Source organism: Klebsiella sp. GB_Kp047, assembly GCF_040065235.1.
GTDB lineage: Bacteria > Pseudomonadota > Gammaproteobacteria > Enterobacterales > Enterobacteriaceae > Klebsiella > Klebsiella quasipneumoniae.
On the sequence record NZ_JBEAJG010000040.1, the window covers coordinates 303102 to 320564 of the forward strand.

The 17463-nt window shown below is 48.8% G+C and carries 12 protein-coding genes; 10 read left to right on the forward strand and 2 right to left on the reverse strand.

Annotation, left to right across the window (positions count from 1 at the left end; translation table 11 throughout):
- Together ABLV76_RS20390 and ABLV76_RS20395 are read left to right on the forward strand one after the other, a co-directional pair.
- Positions 1-1233, forward strand: coding sequence for an oligosaccharide flippase family protein (locus ABLV76_RS20390; protein ID WP_069136152.1), 1233 nt, complete (start codon positions 1-3; stop codon positions 1231-1233).
- The gene (locus ABLV76_RS20395) at positions 1233-2240 is read left to right on the forward strand and encodes a glycosyltransferase (protein WP_074384510.1); all 1008 of its coding nucleotides are present in this window, start codon (positions 1233-1235) and stop codon (positions 2238-2240) included. Before ABLV76_RS20390 ends, ABLV76_RS20395 begins: the two co-directional genes overlap by 1 nt.
- Positions 2241-2749: 509 nt before the next feature.
- On the opposite strand, the gene ABLV76_RS20400 is transcribed toward ABLV76_RS20395, so the two are convergent.
- Positions 2750-2872: a small membrane protein gene (locus ABLV76_RS20400; RefSeq protein ID WP_004144151.1), complete on the reverse strand. Its 123-nt coding sequence runs from the start codon at positions 2870-2872 to the stop codon at positions 2750-2752.
- A 399-nt stretch (positions 2873-3271) separates the two neighbouring features.
- Positions 3272-4276 (reverse strand): NAD-dependent epimerase, encoded by a 1005-nt coding sequence (locus tag ABLV76_RS20405; RefSeq protein ID WP_348878441.1) that lies wholly within the window; start codon positions 4274-4276, stop codon positions 3272-3274.
- A gap of 1077 nt (positions 4277-5353) precedes the next feature.
- Here ABLV76_RS20405 and ABLV76_RS20410 point away from each other — a divergent pair.
- The 8 genes from ABLV76_RS20410 to wbdC all read left to right on the forward strand — a co-directional run bounded on the left by ABLV76_RS20410 (position 5354) and on the right by wbdC (position 17437).
- Positions 5354-6769, forward strand: coding sequence for a mannose-1-phosphate guanylyltransferase/mannose-6-phosphate isomerase (locus ABLV76_RS20410; RefSeq protein WP_348878442.1), 1416 nt, complete (start codon positions 5354-5356; stop codon positions 6767-6769).
- A 22-nt stretch (positions 6770-6791) separates the two neighbouring features.
- Positions 6792-8168 carry an O9 family phosphomannomutase RfbK gene (gene rfbK / locus ABLV76_RS20415; RefSeq protein ID WP_348878443.1) on the forward strand — a complete coding sequence of 459 codons (1377 nt, stop codon included), beginning with the start codon at positions 6792-6794 and terminating at the stop codon, positions 8166-8168.
- Between the two features lies 1 nt (position 8169).
- Positions 8170-8964, forward strand: a complete 795-nt coding sequence (wzm, locus tag ABLV76_RS20420; protein ID WP_008804106.1) for an O8 family O-antigen export ABC transporter permease subunit — start codon at positions 8170-8172, stop codon at positions 8962-8964.
- Positions 8964-10178, forward strand: coding sequence for an O8 family O-antigen export ABC transporter ATP-binding subunit (gene wzt / locus ABLV76_RS20425; protein ID WP_023322961.1), 1215 nt, complete (start codon positions 8964-8966; stop codon positions 10176-10178). The genes wzm and wzt overlap by 1 nt, the downstream gene beginning before the upstream one ends.
- Entirely contained in the window at positions 10178-11455 is a 1278-nt protein-coding gene (locus ABLV76_RS20430) for a class I SAM-dependent methyltransferase (RefSeq protein WP_180234737.1), read from the forward strand. The genes wzt and ABLV76_RS20430 overlap by 1 nt, the downstream gene beginning before the upstream one ends.
- 2 nt (positions 11456-11457) lie before the next feature.
- Complete coding sequence (locus ABLV76_RS20435; protein ID WP_348878444.1) at positions 11458-15099, forward strand: glycosyltransferase; 3642 nt, start codon at positions 11458-11460, stop codon at positions 15097-15099.
- 67 nt (positions 15100-15166) lie between these two features.
- Positions 15167-16312: a glycosyltransferase family 1 protein gene (locus ABLV76_RS20440; protein ID WP_004203596.1), complete on the forward strand. Its 1146-nt coding sequence runs from the start codon at positions 15167-15169 to the stop codon at positions 16310-16312.
- 9 nt (positions 16313-16321) lie between these two features.
- Positions 16322-17437, forward strand: a complete 1116-nt coding sequence (gene wbdC, locus ABLV76_RS20445; protein WP_004203594.1) for an N-acetyl-alpha-D-glucosaminyl-diphospho-ditrans,octacis-undecaprenol 3-alpha-mannosyltransferase WbdC — start codon at positions 16322-16324, stop codon at positions 17435-17437.
- The last annotated feature ends 26 nt before the right edge of the window (positions 17438-17463 follow it).

The following is a 17463-nucleotide window of genomic DNA, read 5'->3' on the forward strand; positions in this document are numbered from 1 at the left end:
ATGGTCTCTATTAAGTTTGTTAGAAATTTTGCTTCTCTAGGTACAATGCAGGTGATAAATTACATTGTACCTATTCTTTTAACTCCATTTTTGGTTATGAAAATAGGAATTGCGAATGTTGGTATCATAGCAACATCAATGGCTGTAGCAACGTACATCCAACTTTTTATAGATTATGGGTTTAATTTAACAGCGACGAGAGAAATAGCTAAAGATGGTTACAATGATCTTACTGCCTCTAAAATCACAAGCGCAGTATATAATATTAAACTATTGTTAAGTTTTATAAGCCTGGTTTTTATATGTTTATTGGTTGTTTTTGTTCCTTACTTTCGAGAGTGTTTTTGGGTTTTATTTTTTTCTTTTCTTCTCATTGTTACTCAATCTTTTTTCCCTGTATGGCATTTCCAGGGGGCTGAAAGAATGCAGTACATTGGGTTATGTAATAGTATCCCTCGAATTATTTCGGCAATATTGATTTTAATATTTGTTAAAAAACCTACTGACGTATGGATGGTTCAATTTATTCTCTTTATAGGTTCTTTTTTTGCGTTGTTGATGGCTATTTTCATTCTCATCTCGAGATTTAATTATAAATATTATTTTTCACATGATGAAATTAGAAAGCAATTTAAGATAGGAAAGTCAATATTTATTGCAAGAATTGCTTCAGGGCTTTATAAGAATTTCAATGTTCTGATATTAGGTTATTGTGCGACTCCTTCTGCAGTCGGAGTCTATTCAATTGCAGAAAAAATACTTCGTAGTATGCAAATGGTTCAAAATGTCGTAGGAGATGTTTTATACCCTTTCTTCTCAAAAAATACAATGAGTTCTAAGGACTTCTTTAAGATACAAATTAAAAAGTATAAATTAATACTTGTCAGTGTATATTTGATTGTTTCCGTAGTCATATATTTATTTTCTGATTATATTGCATATATACTAGCGCACAGCGCAAGGGCAGATGTTTCTCTTTCAATGAAGATAATGTCATTTGCATTTTTTTTCGGTGGAATGAATTATATATACGCTATTCTCGGTCTGACATCATCAGGTTATTCAGGTTATTTTTCAAAGTGTGTTGTTATTACAGGCTTTTTTAATGTAATAGTTGCTTCTGTGCTTTCATACCAATACTCGTTTATTGGAACGTCAATTGCTTTAGTGACTAGCGAGTTTTTCCTTCTAGCTATTGTTTTATTTTATTCAAAAAAAGCAGGGATTATATAATGATTAATTTCACAACTGTAATAGTGACGTATGCAAACCGTGGGGCGTTTGTAAAAAGAGTTGTCTATGAATGTATTAGTGCTGGTTGTAATACTTTTTTTATCGTTGATAATGGTAGTTCTAATGATAGTAAAAATATTATTCATGATCTCCAGGTACATTATGCTCATGCAGATTTTTATATAATTGAGAATGATAAAAATATGGGATCTGCTTTTGCTTTTTCTCAGGCGATGGATGAGGTATGTAGCGACCGTAATAACAATGAGCATATATTATTTCTTGATGATGATAACGTGGCTGAAAATGGTGCGATTCAAAATGCGTTAAAGCTTTCAGAAGAGGACGGACCAGGCAATGTATATTTTCTTCTGCGTAAAGATAGACAGCATTATATCAATTTCATTAATACCAATAATGAGGCCACATTAATAGGTGAAGATAATTCATTTTTGACTTTTACAACCTCAAGTTTCATTAAAAGAATCATCAATAAAGTCTTCAAAAAAGAAAAAAAACAGAAATTAAAGCCAGATGCCTCATTAAAAATATCTGTTCCATGTGGTCCATATGGTGGAATGCTTACTACAAAAAGCATACTAAAAGGAGGTGTACGACCTTTTAGAGAGATGTTTTTATACTTTGATGATACTAATTATACAATGGATCTAAAGAGAAGTGGGGTGCATCTATGGTTGCTACCTTATTATAACATAATAGATATAGACAACTCATGGACTAATGAAAAACCCCGCAATATTTTTTCATCTCCTCTTTTTGAAGCGAGTGAGTATAAAGTTAGATATACTTTACGAAATAGAATATTTTTTGAGTTAAATCATACAGTCACTAATAAATTGATATATGGGGTTAATATTTTTTCTTTTATGATGATTCATTTTGTAAAAGCTTTGTTGTCCGGTAACATTAAACGGTACTTCCCTTTATATGTTTATATTTATAATGGGATCGTTTTTTATAAGGAAAAAGGAAACAATAATTCATAATAATCATTCCATAAAATACATTCGTATTTTAGAGTACATATTACTATGTATGTACTTTTCTTGTATTTTTCTAATCTATTTGAAGAGTTAGATAGGTTATTATCGAATAGGAATCGGTATCTAATTTGTAAATTTATGCTTTGCCAAGCTTTTCTTTTCTACTATCATTTAGATATGAGTGATGTATCAAATAATTTGTGATGAATCTAACATTCCTGCTCAAAAGCCGTTGCGGGTTGAAAACAGGTCCGATAAGTTAAACTTACCTTGTGAAGAGCTACCGTCACTGTGATGTAGATGCCGGAGATAAGCGCCGGGAGGTAAAACAAAGCCTGCAACGCAGGCTTTTGTTATTTATGCCCTATGGAAATATGATGAACAGGGCGCGATTAACACTATTTTTTCTTGCCTTAATGCCACGCCAAAACGCAGAATGAACGCTCATTCTGTAATATCATTTTTTTTATCTCTTAATGTTATCTTAATCTAATTGCAATACGGAGTTGTCCTTACCACTTGCGTTTATTAAACGTCAGTTTCGTTTTCTTTCTGTCTTTTAAATAAGAAATCAAGAAATAAACGGAAACAGCAAGTAGTATGGCAGCCACCACTAAGAAAAATAGGTTTTCCATAATATCTACCACAGAGCGTATGTTGATTGAATTATTAGTTTGATAAGCAATGCCCCAGTTTTGTTCTGTTGCATGGCTTGCTCTAACATATCCTGGATTTAGGAAAATTCCTACAGAGAGTAATGTTTTTGCTCAATCAGCATATAATGCTGTTTCCACTCACCAAATTGGGATGGATGACAGAAAAGTTTGAGTGCCTGGCGCGCGGATATTTGCTTTTTTGAAAAAGGCTGGATGAAACTGGTTTCAGGCGTGCGAGAAAAAAGGCAAAAAATCTGTCTATAGCACAAAATATTATATATAAAACAATGAATGTGCATTCCGTCGACATATAGTCAGGATAACGGAGGTTCCATAGAAGAGGTTGCCGCAACCTGACGATTGCGGCTGGGCAGGGGATTAGATCTGATAGTAATCCTTATACCACTCGACAAAGTTCTTCACGCCTTCCTTCACTGACGTCTGCGGCTTGAAACCCACCAGGTCATATAGCGGTTGGGTGTCTGCGCTGGTGTCCAGCACATCGCCCGGCTGGATCGGCATCATATTCTTCTTCGCTTCCATCCCCAGCGCCTCTTCCAGGGCGGTGATGTAGTCCATCAGTTCCACCGGCGAGCTGTTGCCAATGTTATAGACCCGATATGGCGCGGAACTGGTGGCCGGGGAACCGCTCTCAACGGTCCAGTCGGCATTAGCCTGCGGGATCACATCCTGAACACGCGCCACCGCCTCGACGATGTCGTCGATGTAGGTGAAGTCGCGCTTCATTTTGCCGTAGTTGTAGACGTCAATACTTTTCCCTTCCAGCATCGCTTTCGTGAACTTGAACAGCGCCATATCCGGGCGGCCCCAGGGGCCATAGACCGTAAAGAAGCGCAGCCCGGTGGTCGGGATGCTGTACAGATGGGAATAGGTATGCGCCATCAACTCATTGGCTTTCTTGGTGGCGGCATACAGGGAGACCGGATGATCGACGGAATCTTCGGTGGAGAACGGCATTTTACGGTTGAGGCCGTAAACCGAGCTGGAGGAGGCGTACACCAGGTGTTTCACTTTGGTATGACGGCAGCCTTCCAGAATGTTCAGATAACCCATCAGGTTAGCGTCCGCATAGGCATACGGATTTTCCAGCGAGTAACGCACACCGGCCTGGGCGGCCAGGTGGATCACGCGATCAAATTGCTCTGCGGCGAACAGCTTTGCCATACCTTCCCGGTCGGCCAGATCCAGCTGCTGGAAATGGAATGCCGGAGATGCCAGGCGATCCAGACGGGCCTGCTTCAGGCTGACGTCATAATAGTCGTTCATGTTGTCGATCCCGACAACATCATGCCCTTCATTCAGCAGGCGCTGCGCGATATGAAAGCCGATAAAACCTGCGGCACCAGTGACCAAAAACTTCATATTTTTCCTCCGGGGTGTGGATATCCCGTTCTACATAAGTGCCGATTTTACACTGGCTTGCGGTTGGGATCACTTGCTTTGCCGCGCCATCTCCGCCAGACGTGAGGTGAAGGACGTTTTTTCTGGCAAAATAACCGTGGCAAAAGGTGATAAATAACAACGTTTCTCATTTGACTGTTAGCATCCGAATAATAACCTTGTGACTTGTCAGCGGTTTAGCGATTTGTGGCTAAACACAAAGGCAACAAATACCCATTGAGCCCGGCATAAGTTTGTTTAAAGTTATATTTTTTGTGCCCGGTTTATTTATCAAACGGGCTAAAAGTGCGCAATGATGGCTTTCTTTTCTTCATGGATATCAACAAATTGCTCTTTTTTTGCTTGTTTAATGAATGTTTATGATGTGTGTCATTTGAGTAATCCATTAATCAGTAGGCTTTTTTATTTTTATTCCCGCCGACCAGCGCTATAATCTGCGCACGATTTTCTTTGTGGAATGTGCAGTGTAGAGGCATGAGTCGTTTATCCCACCTATCGGAACATAGCGCCGTTGTTGTGTGCGCAGGGCCATCAAGCCTGAATGCGCGTGGTCTCCCTGGCGGCGAAAGCGATGTCTCTTCTTATCTTTCCCCGCATCGTGGACGCTCCTTTCTGACGCTTGCTGGCACCGGCAGGCCGCCTGTTTCCCTTTCGTCGGTGGCGGAAAGCGCACGCGTGATACCCTGCGTAAATGAGAAAGTCCTGATGGTTAACCCGGCGGCAAATGCGGAAAGTGTGGGGCATTTCGCGGCCAGGTGAGGACAGATGCATGTTAAAAGCAGAGATATGCCTGAAGGTATATCTCTGCTTTTAGGTTTTCAGGACACGCGTTCCGCCAGGCTGTCATTGTAGCCGCTGACTGAACGATCTGCCGACAGCCTGAAGCGAAAGAGGGTGGCGCTTAGCCTGGAGCACGGGAGCAGTACGCATTTTGGTTGCGACAGCCAATGGCGGTAGCGTGCCTCAAAAAGGCCACGCCACCTGACGGTCGATTGATTGATAGTAAAATAAAGCAATTATTTATTTAAGGATTTCATTATGTTACTTCCTGTAATTATGGCTGGTGGTACCGGCAGTCGTCTCTGGCCGATGTCTCGCGAGCTTTACCCGAAACAGTTCCTCCGGCTGTTCGGGCAGAACTCCATGCTGCAGGAAACCATCACCCGACTCTCGGGCCTTGAAATCCATGAACCGATGGTCATCTGTAACGAAGAGCACCGCTTCCTGGTGGCCGAACAGCTGCGCCAGCTCAACAAGCTGTCCAACAACATTATTCTTGAGCCGGTCGGGCGCAACACCGCCCCGGCCATCGCCCTGGCGGCTCTTCAGGCCACCCGCCACGGCGACGACCCGCTGATGCTGGTCCTCGCCGCCGACCATATCATCAATAACCAGTCGGTCTTCCACGACGCCATCCGCGTCGCCGAGCAGTATGCCGATGAAGGCCATCTGGTCACCTTTGGTATCGTGCCGAACGCCCCGGAAACCGGCTACGGTTACATCCAGCGCGGCGTGGCCCTCACCGACAGCGCCCACACCCCGTACCAGGTGGCCCGCTTCGTGGAGAAGCCGGACCGCGAGCGCGCTGAGGCCTACCTCGCCTCCGGGGAGTACTACTGGAACAGCGGCATGTTTATGTTCCGCGCCAAAAAATACCTCTCCGAGCTGGCCAAATTCCGCCCGGATATCCTCGAAGCCTGCCAGGCCGCGGTCAATGCCGCCGACAACGGCAGCGACTTCATCAGCATTCCGCATGACATTTTCTGCGAGTGCCCGGACGAGTCCGTGGACTACGCGGTGATGGAGAAAACCGCCGACGCGGTGGTGGTCGGTCTCGATGCCGACTGGAGCGACGTCGGCTCCTGGTCCGCCCTGTGGGAGGTCAGCCCGAAAGACGAGCAGGGTAACGTCCTCAGCGGTGACGCCTGGGTGCACAACAGCGAAAACTGCTACATCAACAGCGACGAGAAGCTGGTGGCGGCCATCGGCGTGGAGAACCTGGTGATTGTCAGCACCAAGGACGCCGTGCTGGTGATGAACCGCGAGCGTTCCCAGGACGTGAAGAAGGCGGTCGAGTTCCTCAAGCAGAACCAGCGCAGCGAGTACAAGCGCCACCGCGAGATTTACCGTCCCTGGGGCCGCTGCGACGTGGTGGTCCAGACCCCGCGCTTCAACGTCAACCGTATCACCGTGAAACCGGGCGGCGCCTTCTCGATGCAGATGCACCACCACCGCGCCGAGCACTGGGTCATTCTCGCCGGCACCGGCCAGGTGACGGTCAACGGCAAGCAGTTCCTGCTGACCGAGAACCAGTCCACCTTTATTCCGATTGGAGCCGAGCACAGCCTGGAAAACCCGGGCCGTATTCCGCTGGAAGTGCTGGAGATCCAGTCGGGGTCGTACCTCGGCGAGGACGACATTATTCGTATTAAAGACCAGTATGGTCGTTGCTAATTTTTTCGGGACAAAACGCAGAATGACACAGTTAACATGCTTTAAGGCTTATGACATCCGTGGTGAACTGGGCGAGGAGCTGAACGAGAACATCGCCTACCGTATCGGCCGCGCCTACGGCGAATTTCTGAAACCCGGGAAGATAGTGGTGGGGGGCGATGTGCGCCTCACCAGCGAGTCGCTGAAGCTGGCGCTGGCCCGCGGGCTGATGGACGCCGGCACCGACGTGCTGGACATCGGCCTGAGCGGCACGGAAGAGATTTACTTCGCCACTTTCCACCTCGGGGTGGACGGCGGCATCGAGGTGACGGCGAGCCATAACCCGATGAACTACAACGGCATGAAGCTGGTGCGCGAGAACGCGAAGCCCATCAGCGGCGACACCGGCCTGCGGGATATCCAGCGCCTGGCGGAGGAGAACCAGTTCCCGCCGGTGGACCCGGCGCGTCGCGGGACCCTGCGCCAGATTTCGGTGCTGAAGGAGTACGTCGACCACCTGATGGGCTACGTGGACCTGGCGAACTTCACCCGTCCGCTGAAGCTGGTGGTGAACTCCGGCAACGGGGCGGCGGGGCATGTGATTGATGAGGTGGAGAAACGCTTCGCGGCGGCCGGGGCGCCGGTGACCTTTATCAAGGTGCATCACCAGCCGGACGGCCATTTCCCGAACGGTATCCCGAACCCGCTGCTGCCGGAGTGCCGCCAGGACACCGCCGACGCGGTGCGTGCGCATCAGGCGGACATGGGTATCGCCTTTGACGGCGACTTCGACCGCTGCTTCCTGTTCGATGACGAGGCGTCGTTTATCGAGGGGTACTACATTGTCGGCCTGCTGGCGGAAGCGTTCCTGCAGAAGCAGCCGGGGGCGAAAATCATTCACGACCCGCGTCTGACGTGGAACACGGTGGACATCGTGACCCGCAGCGGCGGCCAGCCGGTGATGTCGAAGACGGGGCATGCGTTCATCAAGGAGCGGATGCGCCAGGAAGACGCCATCTACGGCGGGGAGATGAGCGCGCACCATTACTTCCGCGACTTCGCCTACTGCGACAGCGGGATGATCCCGTGGCTGCTGGTGGCGGAGCTGCTGTGCCTGAAGAACAGCTCGCTGAAATCGCTGGTGGCGGACCGCCAGGCGGCGTTCCCGGCGTCGGGGGAGATCAACCGCAAGCTGGGTAATGCGGCGGAGGCGATAGCGCGCATCCGGGCGCAGTATGAGCCGGCGGCCGCCCACATCGACACAACGGACGGTATCAGTATTGAATACCCTGAGTGGCGCTTTAACCTGCGCACGTCCAACACGGAGCCGGTGGTGCGTCTGAACGTGGAGTCCAGAGCGGATGTAGCGCTTATGAATGAAAAAACGACCGAGCTGTTACACCGGTTAAGCGGGGAATAAGGTGAGAGATTTACTAACGACGATTTATCGTTATCGGGGATTTATCTGGAGCAGTGTAAAGCGTGATTTTCAGGCACGCTATCAAACCAGTATGCTGGGCGCGTTATGGCTCGTTTTACAACCGCTCTCTATGATCTTGGTCTATACCCTGGTCTTTTCCGAGGTGATGAAGGCCAGAATGCCCGACAACACCGGGCCGTTTGCCTACAGTATTTATCTCTGTTCTGGGGTACTGACCTGGGGATTGTTTACAGAGATGCTGGATAAAGGTCAGAGCGTATTCATCAATAATGCTAATCTGATCAAGAAACTAAGTTTTCCGAAAATTTGTCTGCCGATCATCGTGACGTTATCAGCAGTGCTTAATTTCGCGATTATCTTCAGCCTGTTTCTGATTTTTATCATTGTCACTGGTAACTTCCCTGGCTGGCTGTTTTTCTCGGTGATACCGGTTCTGCTTTTGCAGATCCTTTTTGCCGGTGGGCTGGGTATGATCCTCGGTGTGATGAACGTCTTTTTCCGGGATGTGGGGCAACTGGTTGGGGTTGCACTGCAATTTTGGTTTTGGTTCACTCCTATTGTTTACGTACTTAATTCATTACCAGCATGGGCGAAAAATCTGCTGCTTTATAATCCGATGACTCGGGTCATGCAATCTTATCAGTCCATCTTCGCCTACCATCAGGCGCCCAACTGGTATTCGCTATGGCCAGTATTGGCTCTCGCCATTATTTTCTGCGTCATCGGTTTCAGGATGTTCCGCAAGCATGCGGCGGATATGGTGGATGAATTATAATGAGTTATATCAGAGTAAAAAATGTCGGTAAGGCATATCGCCAGTATCACTCAAAAACTGGGAGACTGATCGAATGGTTATCCCCTCTGAATACAAAACGCCATAATCTTAAATGGATCCTCAGCGACATTAATTTCGAAGTTGCTCCGGGAGAGGCGGTTGGTATTATCGGTATCAACGGTGCGGGCAAGAGTACCCTACTTAAACTTATTACCGGTACGTCCAGGCCAACGACCGGAGAGATTGAAATCTCAGGCCGTGTCGCTGCCTTACTCGAACTGGGTATGGGGTTTCATTCTGATTTCACTGGCCGACAGAACGTTTATATGTCAGGGCAACTGCTGGGGTTATCCTCTGAGAAAATTACTGAGTTGATGCCGCAAATCGAAGAGTTTGCGGAGATCGGGGATTATATCGACCAGCCGGTGCGCGTCTATTCCAGTGGTATGCAGGTTCGATTAGCTTTTAGCGTAGCGACCGCTATCCGTCCTGATGTGCTGATTATTGATGAAGCTTTATCCGTTGGGGATGCCTATTTCCAGCATAAAAGTTTCGAACGTATCCGTAAATTCCGTCTGGAAGGAACCACGTTGCTGCTGGTATCTCATGATAAACAGGCGATCCAGAGCATTTGCGACCGGGCTATTTTGTTGAACAAAGGCCACATTGAGATGGAAGGCGAGCCTGAAGCGGTGATGGATTATTACAATGCGCTTCTTGCCGATAAGCAAAATCAGTCCATTAAACAAGTTGAGCACAACGGTAAAACGCAAACTGTTTCAGGCACTGGTGAAGTGACAATCTCTGAGGTTCATCTTCTCGATGAACAGGGCAATGTGACTGAATTTGCCTCGGTAGGGCATCGGATCAGCTTGCAGGTTAATGTTGAGGTTAAGGCTGATATCCCTGAGCTCGTCGTCGGTTATATGATCAAGGATCGACTTGGGCAACCGATTTTCGGGACCAATACGCATCATCTCAAACAAACACTCACCAGCCTGAAAAAAGGCGAAAAGCGTTCGTTTTTATTCTCTTTTGATGCGAGGTTGGGGGTTGGCTCCTATTCTGTCGCTGTCGCGTTGCATACTTCCAGTACGCACCTCGGCAAAAACTATGAATGGCGCGATCTGGCCGTGGTATTCAACGTCGTTAACACGGAACAACAAGAGTTTGTCGGCGTGTCCTGGTTGCCACCTGAACTGGAGATTTCTTAATGGGTTCGTCGTTTTATCGTTCATTTGAAGAACGACACAGAGGTTCGGTTGAAGATATCAAGAACCGCCTGAGTTTTTATTTACCTTTCTTGTCTCGTCTGAAGGATCTTTATCCCGAAGGCGTGATTGCGGATATTGGCTGTGGACGTGGTGAATGGCTGGAAATCCTGACTGAAAATGGTATTGCGAACATCGGCGTCGATCTCGATGATGGCATGCTGGCACGTGCCAAGGAAGCCGGGCTGAACGTGCAGAAAATGGATTGTCTGCAGTTTCTGCAAAATCAAGCAGACCAGAGTCTGATAGCGTTGACTGGTTTCCATATTGCTGAGCATTTGCCCTTTGAGGTATTGCAGCAGCTCGTCATGCATACCTTACGGGTGCTGAAACCTGGCGGTTTGCTAATCCTCGAAACGCCGAACCCGGAGAATGTAAGCGTCGGGACCTGTTCATTTTATATGGATCCAACGCATAATCACCCTTTGCCGCCGCCATTGCTTGAGTTTTTACCTATTCATTATGGTTTTAACCGGGCAATTACCGTTCGTCTACAGGAAAAAGAGGCTCTCAAATCCCCGGACGCAGCGGTTAATCTGGTCGATGTGCTTAAAGGTGTTAGCCCCGATTACAGCATCATTGCTCAGAAAGCAGCGCCTGCAGATGTTCTTGAACGCTTTGAAACCCTGTTTACCCAACAATATGGCCTGACGCTGGATGTCCTGAGCAACCGTTACGATGCAATTTTACGCCAACAGTTCTCATCCTTTGCCTCACAGCTGGAGACGTTAAACCAGACATATACGCGCCAGCTAAGCAAAATGGCAGAGAATATTCAGACGTTGCAAGGCCAGGTTGACGAACTAAATCATGTCATTGGTCAGAACAATCAGCTTCATCAGCAAGTGGCAGATTTGCATAACAGCCGTTCATGGCGTATCACTCAACCTCTACGCTGGCTGTCTTTGCAACGCCAATTACTGCGTCAGGAAGGGGCTAAAGTACGAGCCCGTCGGGCGGCGAAAAAAATATTGCGCAAAGGGATGGCGTTCTCGCTGGTCTTTTTCCATCGTTATCCTAAGTCAAAGGTTTATCTGTTTAAATTTCTAAGAAAAACCGGCTGCTACACATTGCTACAGCGTTTGTTCCAGCGCGTAATGCTGGTGCAATCTGACACGATGATGATGCAGTCCAGAAGATATGATGTGGGTACTGAAGAAATGACAAGTCGCGCGTTGAGTATTTATAACGAATTAAAAAATAAAAATACGGAGAAATAACGATGCGTATTGTCATTGATTTACAAGGCGCGCAGACGGAAAGCCGCTTTCGTGGCATTGGTCGTTATAGTATTGCTATCGCCAGAGCGATTATTAGAAATAACAATCGACATGAGGTTTTCATCGCGCTATCCGCTATGCTGGGTGAGTCGATTACTGATGTTAAGGCGCAATTTGCTGATCTCCTGCCAGCAGATAACATAGTCGTCTGGCATGCTGCAGGACCAGTACGTGCAATGGATAAAGGTAATGAATGGCGTCGGGAGAGCGCAGAACTGATTCGGGAAGCGTTTCTTGAATCATTGCGTCCGGATGTCGTTTTCATTACAAGCTTGTTTGAAGGTCATGTCGACGATGCGGCCACTTCGGTACACAAATTTAGTCGTCAGTACAAAGTAGCCGTACTGCATCACGATCTTATTCCCCTGGTGCAGGCTGAGACCTATCTGCTGGATGATGTATTCAAATCCTATTATTTACAGAAAGTGGAATGGTTAAAAAACGCTGACCTTCTGCTAACTAACTCCGCTTATACGGCACAGGAAGCGATTGAGCATCTGCATTTGCAGGGCGACCATGTGCAGAATATTGCAGCTGCAGCCGATCCTCAGTTTTGTATGGCGGAAGTGACCGCGAGCGAGAAAGAGTCCGTCCTTGGCCATTACGGTATTCAGCGCGAGTTTGTGCTGTATGCACCAGGTGGATTTGACTCCAGGAAAAACTTTAAGCGATTGATTGAGGCCTATGCAGGACTCAGTGATGCTCTACGTCGCAGCCATCAATTGGTTATCGTTAGTAAGCTGTCCATTGGGGATCGTCAGTATCTGGAATCCCTGGCGTCAGGTAATGGGTTGCAGCAGGGTGAACTGGTTCTGACTGGCTACGTGCCGGAAAATGAGCTGATTCAACTCTATCGTCTATGTAAGCTTTTCATCTTTGCTTCGCTGCATGAAGGCTTTGGGCTGCCTGTTCTGGAAGCAATGTCGTGCGGCGCACCGGCCATTGGCTCAAATGTCACCAGTATTCCTGAAGTCATCGGTAATCCTGAGGCATTATTCGACCCGTATTCTGTCTCTTCCATTCGGGAAAAGATCGCGCAATGTCTGAATGATGCTCCATTCCTGGCGCGCCTGAAGGAAATGGCTCAGCAGCAAGCACGTAATTTCTCCTGGGACAACGCTGCCGTGACGGCTCTGGAAGCTTTCGAGAAGATTGCGACAGAAGACGCCGGCACCGTGCAGGTCTTGCCTGAGGCACTGATTCAGCGGATCCTTGCTATCTCTCACTGTCAGCCAGATGAGCGCGATCTGCGTTTGTGCGCAACGGCCATCGATTACAATCTGAAGACGGCTGAGCTGTATCAAATTGATGATAAGGCGCTGACCTGGCGTGTGGAAGGTCCCTTCGATAGCTCATATAGTCTGGCGCTGGTGAATCGGGAGTTTGCCCGGGCACTCTCAGCCGATAGTGTAGAAGTACTATTGCACTCCACTGAAGGGCCGGGCGATTTTGCGCCGGATGCCTCGTTTATGGCACAGCCGGAAAATAGCGATCTTCTGGCATTTTATAATCAATGTCGTACCCGCAAGAGTAACGAAAAGATAGATATTCTTAGCAGAAATATCTATCCACCGCGGGTTGCCGATATGGATGCCAAAGTAAAACTCCTTCATTGCTATGCCTGGGAAGAAACGGGTTTTCCACAGCCGTGGATTAATGAATTTAACCGGGAACTTGACGGCGTGCTTTGTACTTCAGAACATGTCCGTAAGGTATTGATTGACAACGGCTTGAATGTGCCTGCATTTGTTGTAGGCAACGGCTGCGATCATTGGCTCACCACAGCAGCTGAAACGGCAAAAGATGTGGATGAGGGAACCTTCCGTTTCCTGCATGTCTCTTCCTGCTTCCCACGAAAAGGGGTGCAGGCAATGCTTCAGGCTTGGGGCAGGGCGTTCACTCGTCGTGACAATGTTATCTTGATCATTAAGACTTTTAACAATCCACACAATGAAATTGACGCGTGGCTGGCACACGCCCAGGCTCAATTCGCGGACTACCCCAAAGTTGAAATAATCAAAGAGGATATGTCAGCCAGCCAGCTTAAAGGGCTTTATGAAAGCTGCGATGTTCTGGTTGCTCCAGGTTGCGCCGAAGGCTTTGGTTTACCTATCGCTGAAGCAATGCTGAGTGGGCTTCCAGCCATCGTCACTAACTGGAGCGGTCAACTAGATTTTGTTAATTCACAAAATTCATGGCTGGTTAACTATCAGTTTACCCGGGTAAAAACACACTTTGGTCTGTTTGCCTCGACATGGGCCAGTGTGGACATTGACAACTTAACGGATGCGTTAAAAGCTGCAGCCTCGACGGATAAATCAGTGCTGCGTGACATGGCTGATGCTGGTCGCGAGCTTATTCTGCAGCAGTTTACCTGGAAAGCGGTGGCTGATCGTTCTCGTCAGGCAGTTAAGACGCTGCGTGCGCATATTGATATTGCTCAGCATCGGGCGCGAATTGGCTGGTTGACGACCTGGAACACGAAATGTGGGATCGCAACCTATTCTCAGCATTTGCTGGAGAGCGCACCGCATGGCGCGGATGTTGTTTTTGCTCCCCAGGTCAGCGCTGGAGATCTTGTGTGTGCAGACGAAGAGTTTGTACTGCGCAACTGGATTGTGGGTAAAGAAAATAACTATCTTGAAAATCTCCAGCCACAAATTGATGCTCTGCGACTTGATGTCATCGTGATCCAGTTTAACTATGGATTCTTTAATCATCGCGAACTGTCGGCCTTTATTCGTCGTCAGCATGACGCCGGTCGAGCGGTTGTCATGACGATGCATTCAACTGTGGATCCGCTGGAAAAAGAGCCGACCTGGAATTTCCGCCTTGCCGAAATGGCGGATGCGCTGGCGCTTTGTGACCGATTGTTGGTGCATTCAATTGCCGATATGAACCGCCTTAAAGATTTAGGCTTAACCGATAATGTTGCTTTATTTCCGCATGGTGTTATCAACTACGCTGCTGGGAGCGCCGCGCGTCAACAGCAGGCTTTACCGTTAATTGCGAGCTATGGCTTCTGCTTACCGCATAAGGGCCTGATGGAGCTGGTAGAATCCGTCCATCGCCTAAAGCAGGCGGGGAAACCGGTTCGTTTGCGTCTGGTTAACGCGGAGTATCCGGTTGGAGAATCACGCGATCTGGTGGCAGAACTTAAAGCGGCAGCTCAGCGGCTAGGTGTTAACGATCTCATTGAGATGCATAATGATTTCCTGCCTGATGCGGAAAGTTTGCGGCTGCTCTCAGAAGCTGATCTACTGATTTTTGCTTACCAGAATACGGGTGAGTCAGCTAGCGGAGCGGTACGTTATGGCATGGCAACCCAAAAACCTGTTGCGGTAACACCCCTGGCGATATTTGATGATCTGGACGATGCGGTCTTTAAATTTGATGGATGCAGCGTCGACGATATCAGTCAGGGGATTGACCGGATCCTGAATGCCATCCGTGAACAGGACGCCTGGGCTACCAGGACTCAACAACGTGCCGATGCATGGCGTGAACAACATGATTATTATGCTGTTTCACGCCGCCTGGTTAATATGTGTCAAGGCTTAGCTAAAGCTAAATATTTTAAATAAAAATATTCCCCCTTGTATTTTTTGCCTTTGAATACAAGGGGAGCTAGATGATGATGTGTCATTTATTATGAAAATTATTTTTGCTACTGAGCCAATTAAATACCCGTTAACGGGCATCGGTCGGTATTCCCTGGAACTGGTTAAGCGACTGGCGGTTGCTCGTGAAATCGAAGAGCTGAAGCTGTTTCACGGCGCGTCGTTTATCGACCAGATCCCCCAGGTTGAGAATAAAAGCGATACCAAAGCCAGCAATCATGGTCGTCTGTCGGCGTTTCTGCGCCGCCAGCCGCTGCTGATTGAGGCGTATCGCCTGCTGCATCCGCGGCGCCAGGCGTGGGCATTGCGCGATTACAAAGACTACATTTACCATGGCCCTAACTTCTATCTGCCGCATCGCCTGGAACGCGCCGTAACCACGTTTCATGACATCTCTATATTTACCTGCCCGGAATATCATCCAAAAGATCGGGTTCGCTATATGGAGAAGTCCCTGCACGAGAGCCTGGATTCGGCAAAGCTGATCCTGACCGTCTCTGACTTCTCGCGCAGTGAAATCATCCGCCTGTTCAACTATCCGGCGGAGCGGATCGTCACCACCAAGCTGGCCTGCAGCAGCGACTATATTCCGCGCAGCCCGGCGGAGTGCCTGCCGGTCCTGCAGAAATATCAGCTGGCGTGGCAGGGCTATGCGTTGTATATCGGCACCATGGAGCCGCGTAAAAATATCCGCGGTCTGCTGCAGGCCTATCAGCTGCTGCCGATGGAGACCCGCATGCGCTACCCGCTGATCCTCAGCGGTTATCGTGGATGGGAAGACGATGTGCTGTGGCAGTTAGTCGAGCGCGGTACGCGAGAAGGGTGGATCCGTTACCTGGGCTATGTCCCGGATGAAGACCTGCCTTATCTGTACGCGGCGGCCAGAACCTTTGTTTATCCCTCCTTCTACGAGGGATTCGGTTTACCTATTCTTGAAGCGATGTCTTGCGGTGTGCCGGTAGTATGTTCCAATGTCACTTCTTTGCCTGAGGTGGTTGGCGATGCCGGCCTCGTTGCCGATCCTAATGATGTAGACGCGATTAGCGCGCATATTTTGCAGAGCCTGCAGGATGATAGCTGGCGGGAAATCGCCACCGCGCGCGGTCTTGCCCAGGCGAAACAGTTTTCGTGGGAGAACTGTACGACCCAGACCATTAACGCCTATAAATTACTCTAAGGGTGTCAGTTGAGAGTTCTACACGTCTATAAGACCTACTATCCCGATACCTACGGCGGTATTGAGCAGGTCATTTATCAGCTCAGTCAGGGCTGCGCCCGCCGGGGAATCGCAGCCGATGTTTTTACTTTTAGCCCGGACAAAGAGACAGGACCTGTCGCCTACGAAGACCATCGGGTCATTTATAATAAGCAGCTTTTTGAAATTGCCTCCACGCCGTTTTCGCTGAAAGCGTTAACGCGTTTTAAGCAGATTAAAGATGATTACGACATCATCAACTACCATTTTCCGTTTCCATTCATGGATATGTTGCATCTCTCGGCGCGGCCTGACGCCAGAACGGTGGTGACCTATCATTCTGATATTGTGAAACAAAAACGGTTGATGAAGCTGTACCAGCCGCTGCAGGAGCGATTTCTCGCCAGCGTCGACTGCATCGTCGCCTCGTCGCCCAACTACGTGGCCTCCAGCCAGACCCTGAAAAAATATCAGGATAAAACGGTGGTGATCCCGTTTGGTCTGGAGCAGCATGACGTGCAGCACGATCCGCAGCGGGTGGCGCACTGGCGGGAAACCGTCGGCGATAACTTCTTCCTCTTCGTCGGCGCTTTCCGCTACTACAAAGGGCTGCACATTCTGCTGGATGCCGCCGAGCGTAGCCGGCTGCCGGTGGTGATCGTCGGGGGAGGGCCGCTGGAGGCGGAAGTGCGTCGTGAAGCGCAGCAGCGCGGGCTGAGCAATGTGGTGTTTACCGGCATGCTCAACGACGAAGATAAATACATTCTCTTCCAGCTCTGCCGTGGCGTGGTCTTCCCCTCGCATCTGCGCTCCGAGGCGTTTGGCATTACGTTACTGGAAGGCGCGCGCTTCGCCAGGCCGCTGATCTCCTGTGAGATCGGCACCGGGACCTCGTTCATTAACCAGGACAAAGTGAATGGTTGCGTGATCCCGCCGAATGACAGTCGGGCGCTGGTGGAGGCGATGAATGAGCTCTGGCATAACGATGAAACCGCCAGCCGCTATGGCGAAAACTCGCGTCGTCGTTTTGAAGAGATGTTTACTGCCGACCATATGATTGACGCTTACGTCAATCTCTACACTACTCTGCTGGAAAGCAAATCCTGAGGCTAGCTACCCCCGCCGTTGCGGCG

Excerpts from the sequence above, each read along its gene's own strand:
- ABLV76_RS20390 (WP_069136152.1), top strand. The coding sequence starts at position 1 with ATGGTCTCTATTAAGTTTGTTAGAAATTTTGCTTCTCTAGGTACAATG.
- ABLV76_RS20395 (WP_074384510.1), top strand. The coding sequence starts at position 1,233 with ATGATTAATTTCACAACTGTAATAGTGACGTATGCAAACCGTGGGGCG.
- ABLV76_RS20400 (WP_004144151.1), bottom strand. The coding sequence starts at position 2,872 with ATGGAAAACCTATTTTTCTTAGTGGTGGCTGCCATACTACTTGCTGTT.
- ABLV76_RS20405 (WP_348878441.1), bottom strand. The coding sequence starts at position 4,276 with ATGAAGTTTTTGGTCACTGGTGCCGCAGGTTTTATCGGCTTTCATATC.
- ABLV76_RS20410 (WP_348878442.1), top strand. The coding sequence starts at position 5,354 with ATGTTACTTCCTGTAATTATGGCTGGTGGTACCGGCAGTCGTCTCTGG.
- rfbK (WP_348878443.1), top strand. The coding sequence starts at position 6,792 with ATGACACAGTTAACATGCTTTAAGGCTTATGACATCCGTGGTGAACTG.
- wzt (WP_023322961.1), top strand. The coding sequence starts at position 8,964 with ATGAGTTATATCAGAGTAAAAAATGTCGGTAAGGCATATCGCCAGTAT.
- ABLV76_RS20430 (WP_180234737.1), top strand. The coding sequence starts at position 10,178 with ATGGGTTCGTCGTTTTATCGTTCATTTGAAGAACGACACAGAGGTTCG.
- ABLV76_RS20435 (WP_348878444.1), top strand. The coding sequence starts at position 11,458 with ATGCGTATTGTCATTGATTTACAAGGCGCGCAGACGGAAAGCCGCTTT.
- ABLV76_RS20440 (WP_004203596.1), top strand. The coding sequence starts at position 15,167 with ATGAAAATTATTTTTGCTACTGAGCCAATTAAATACCCGTTAACGGGC.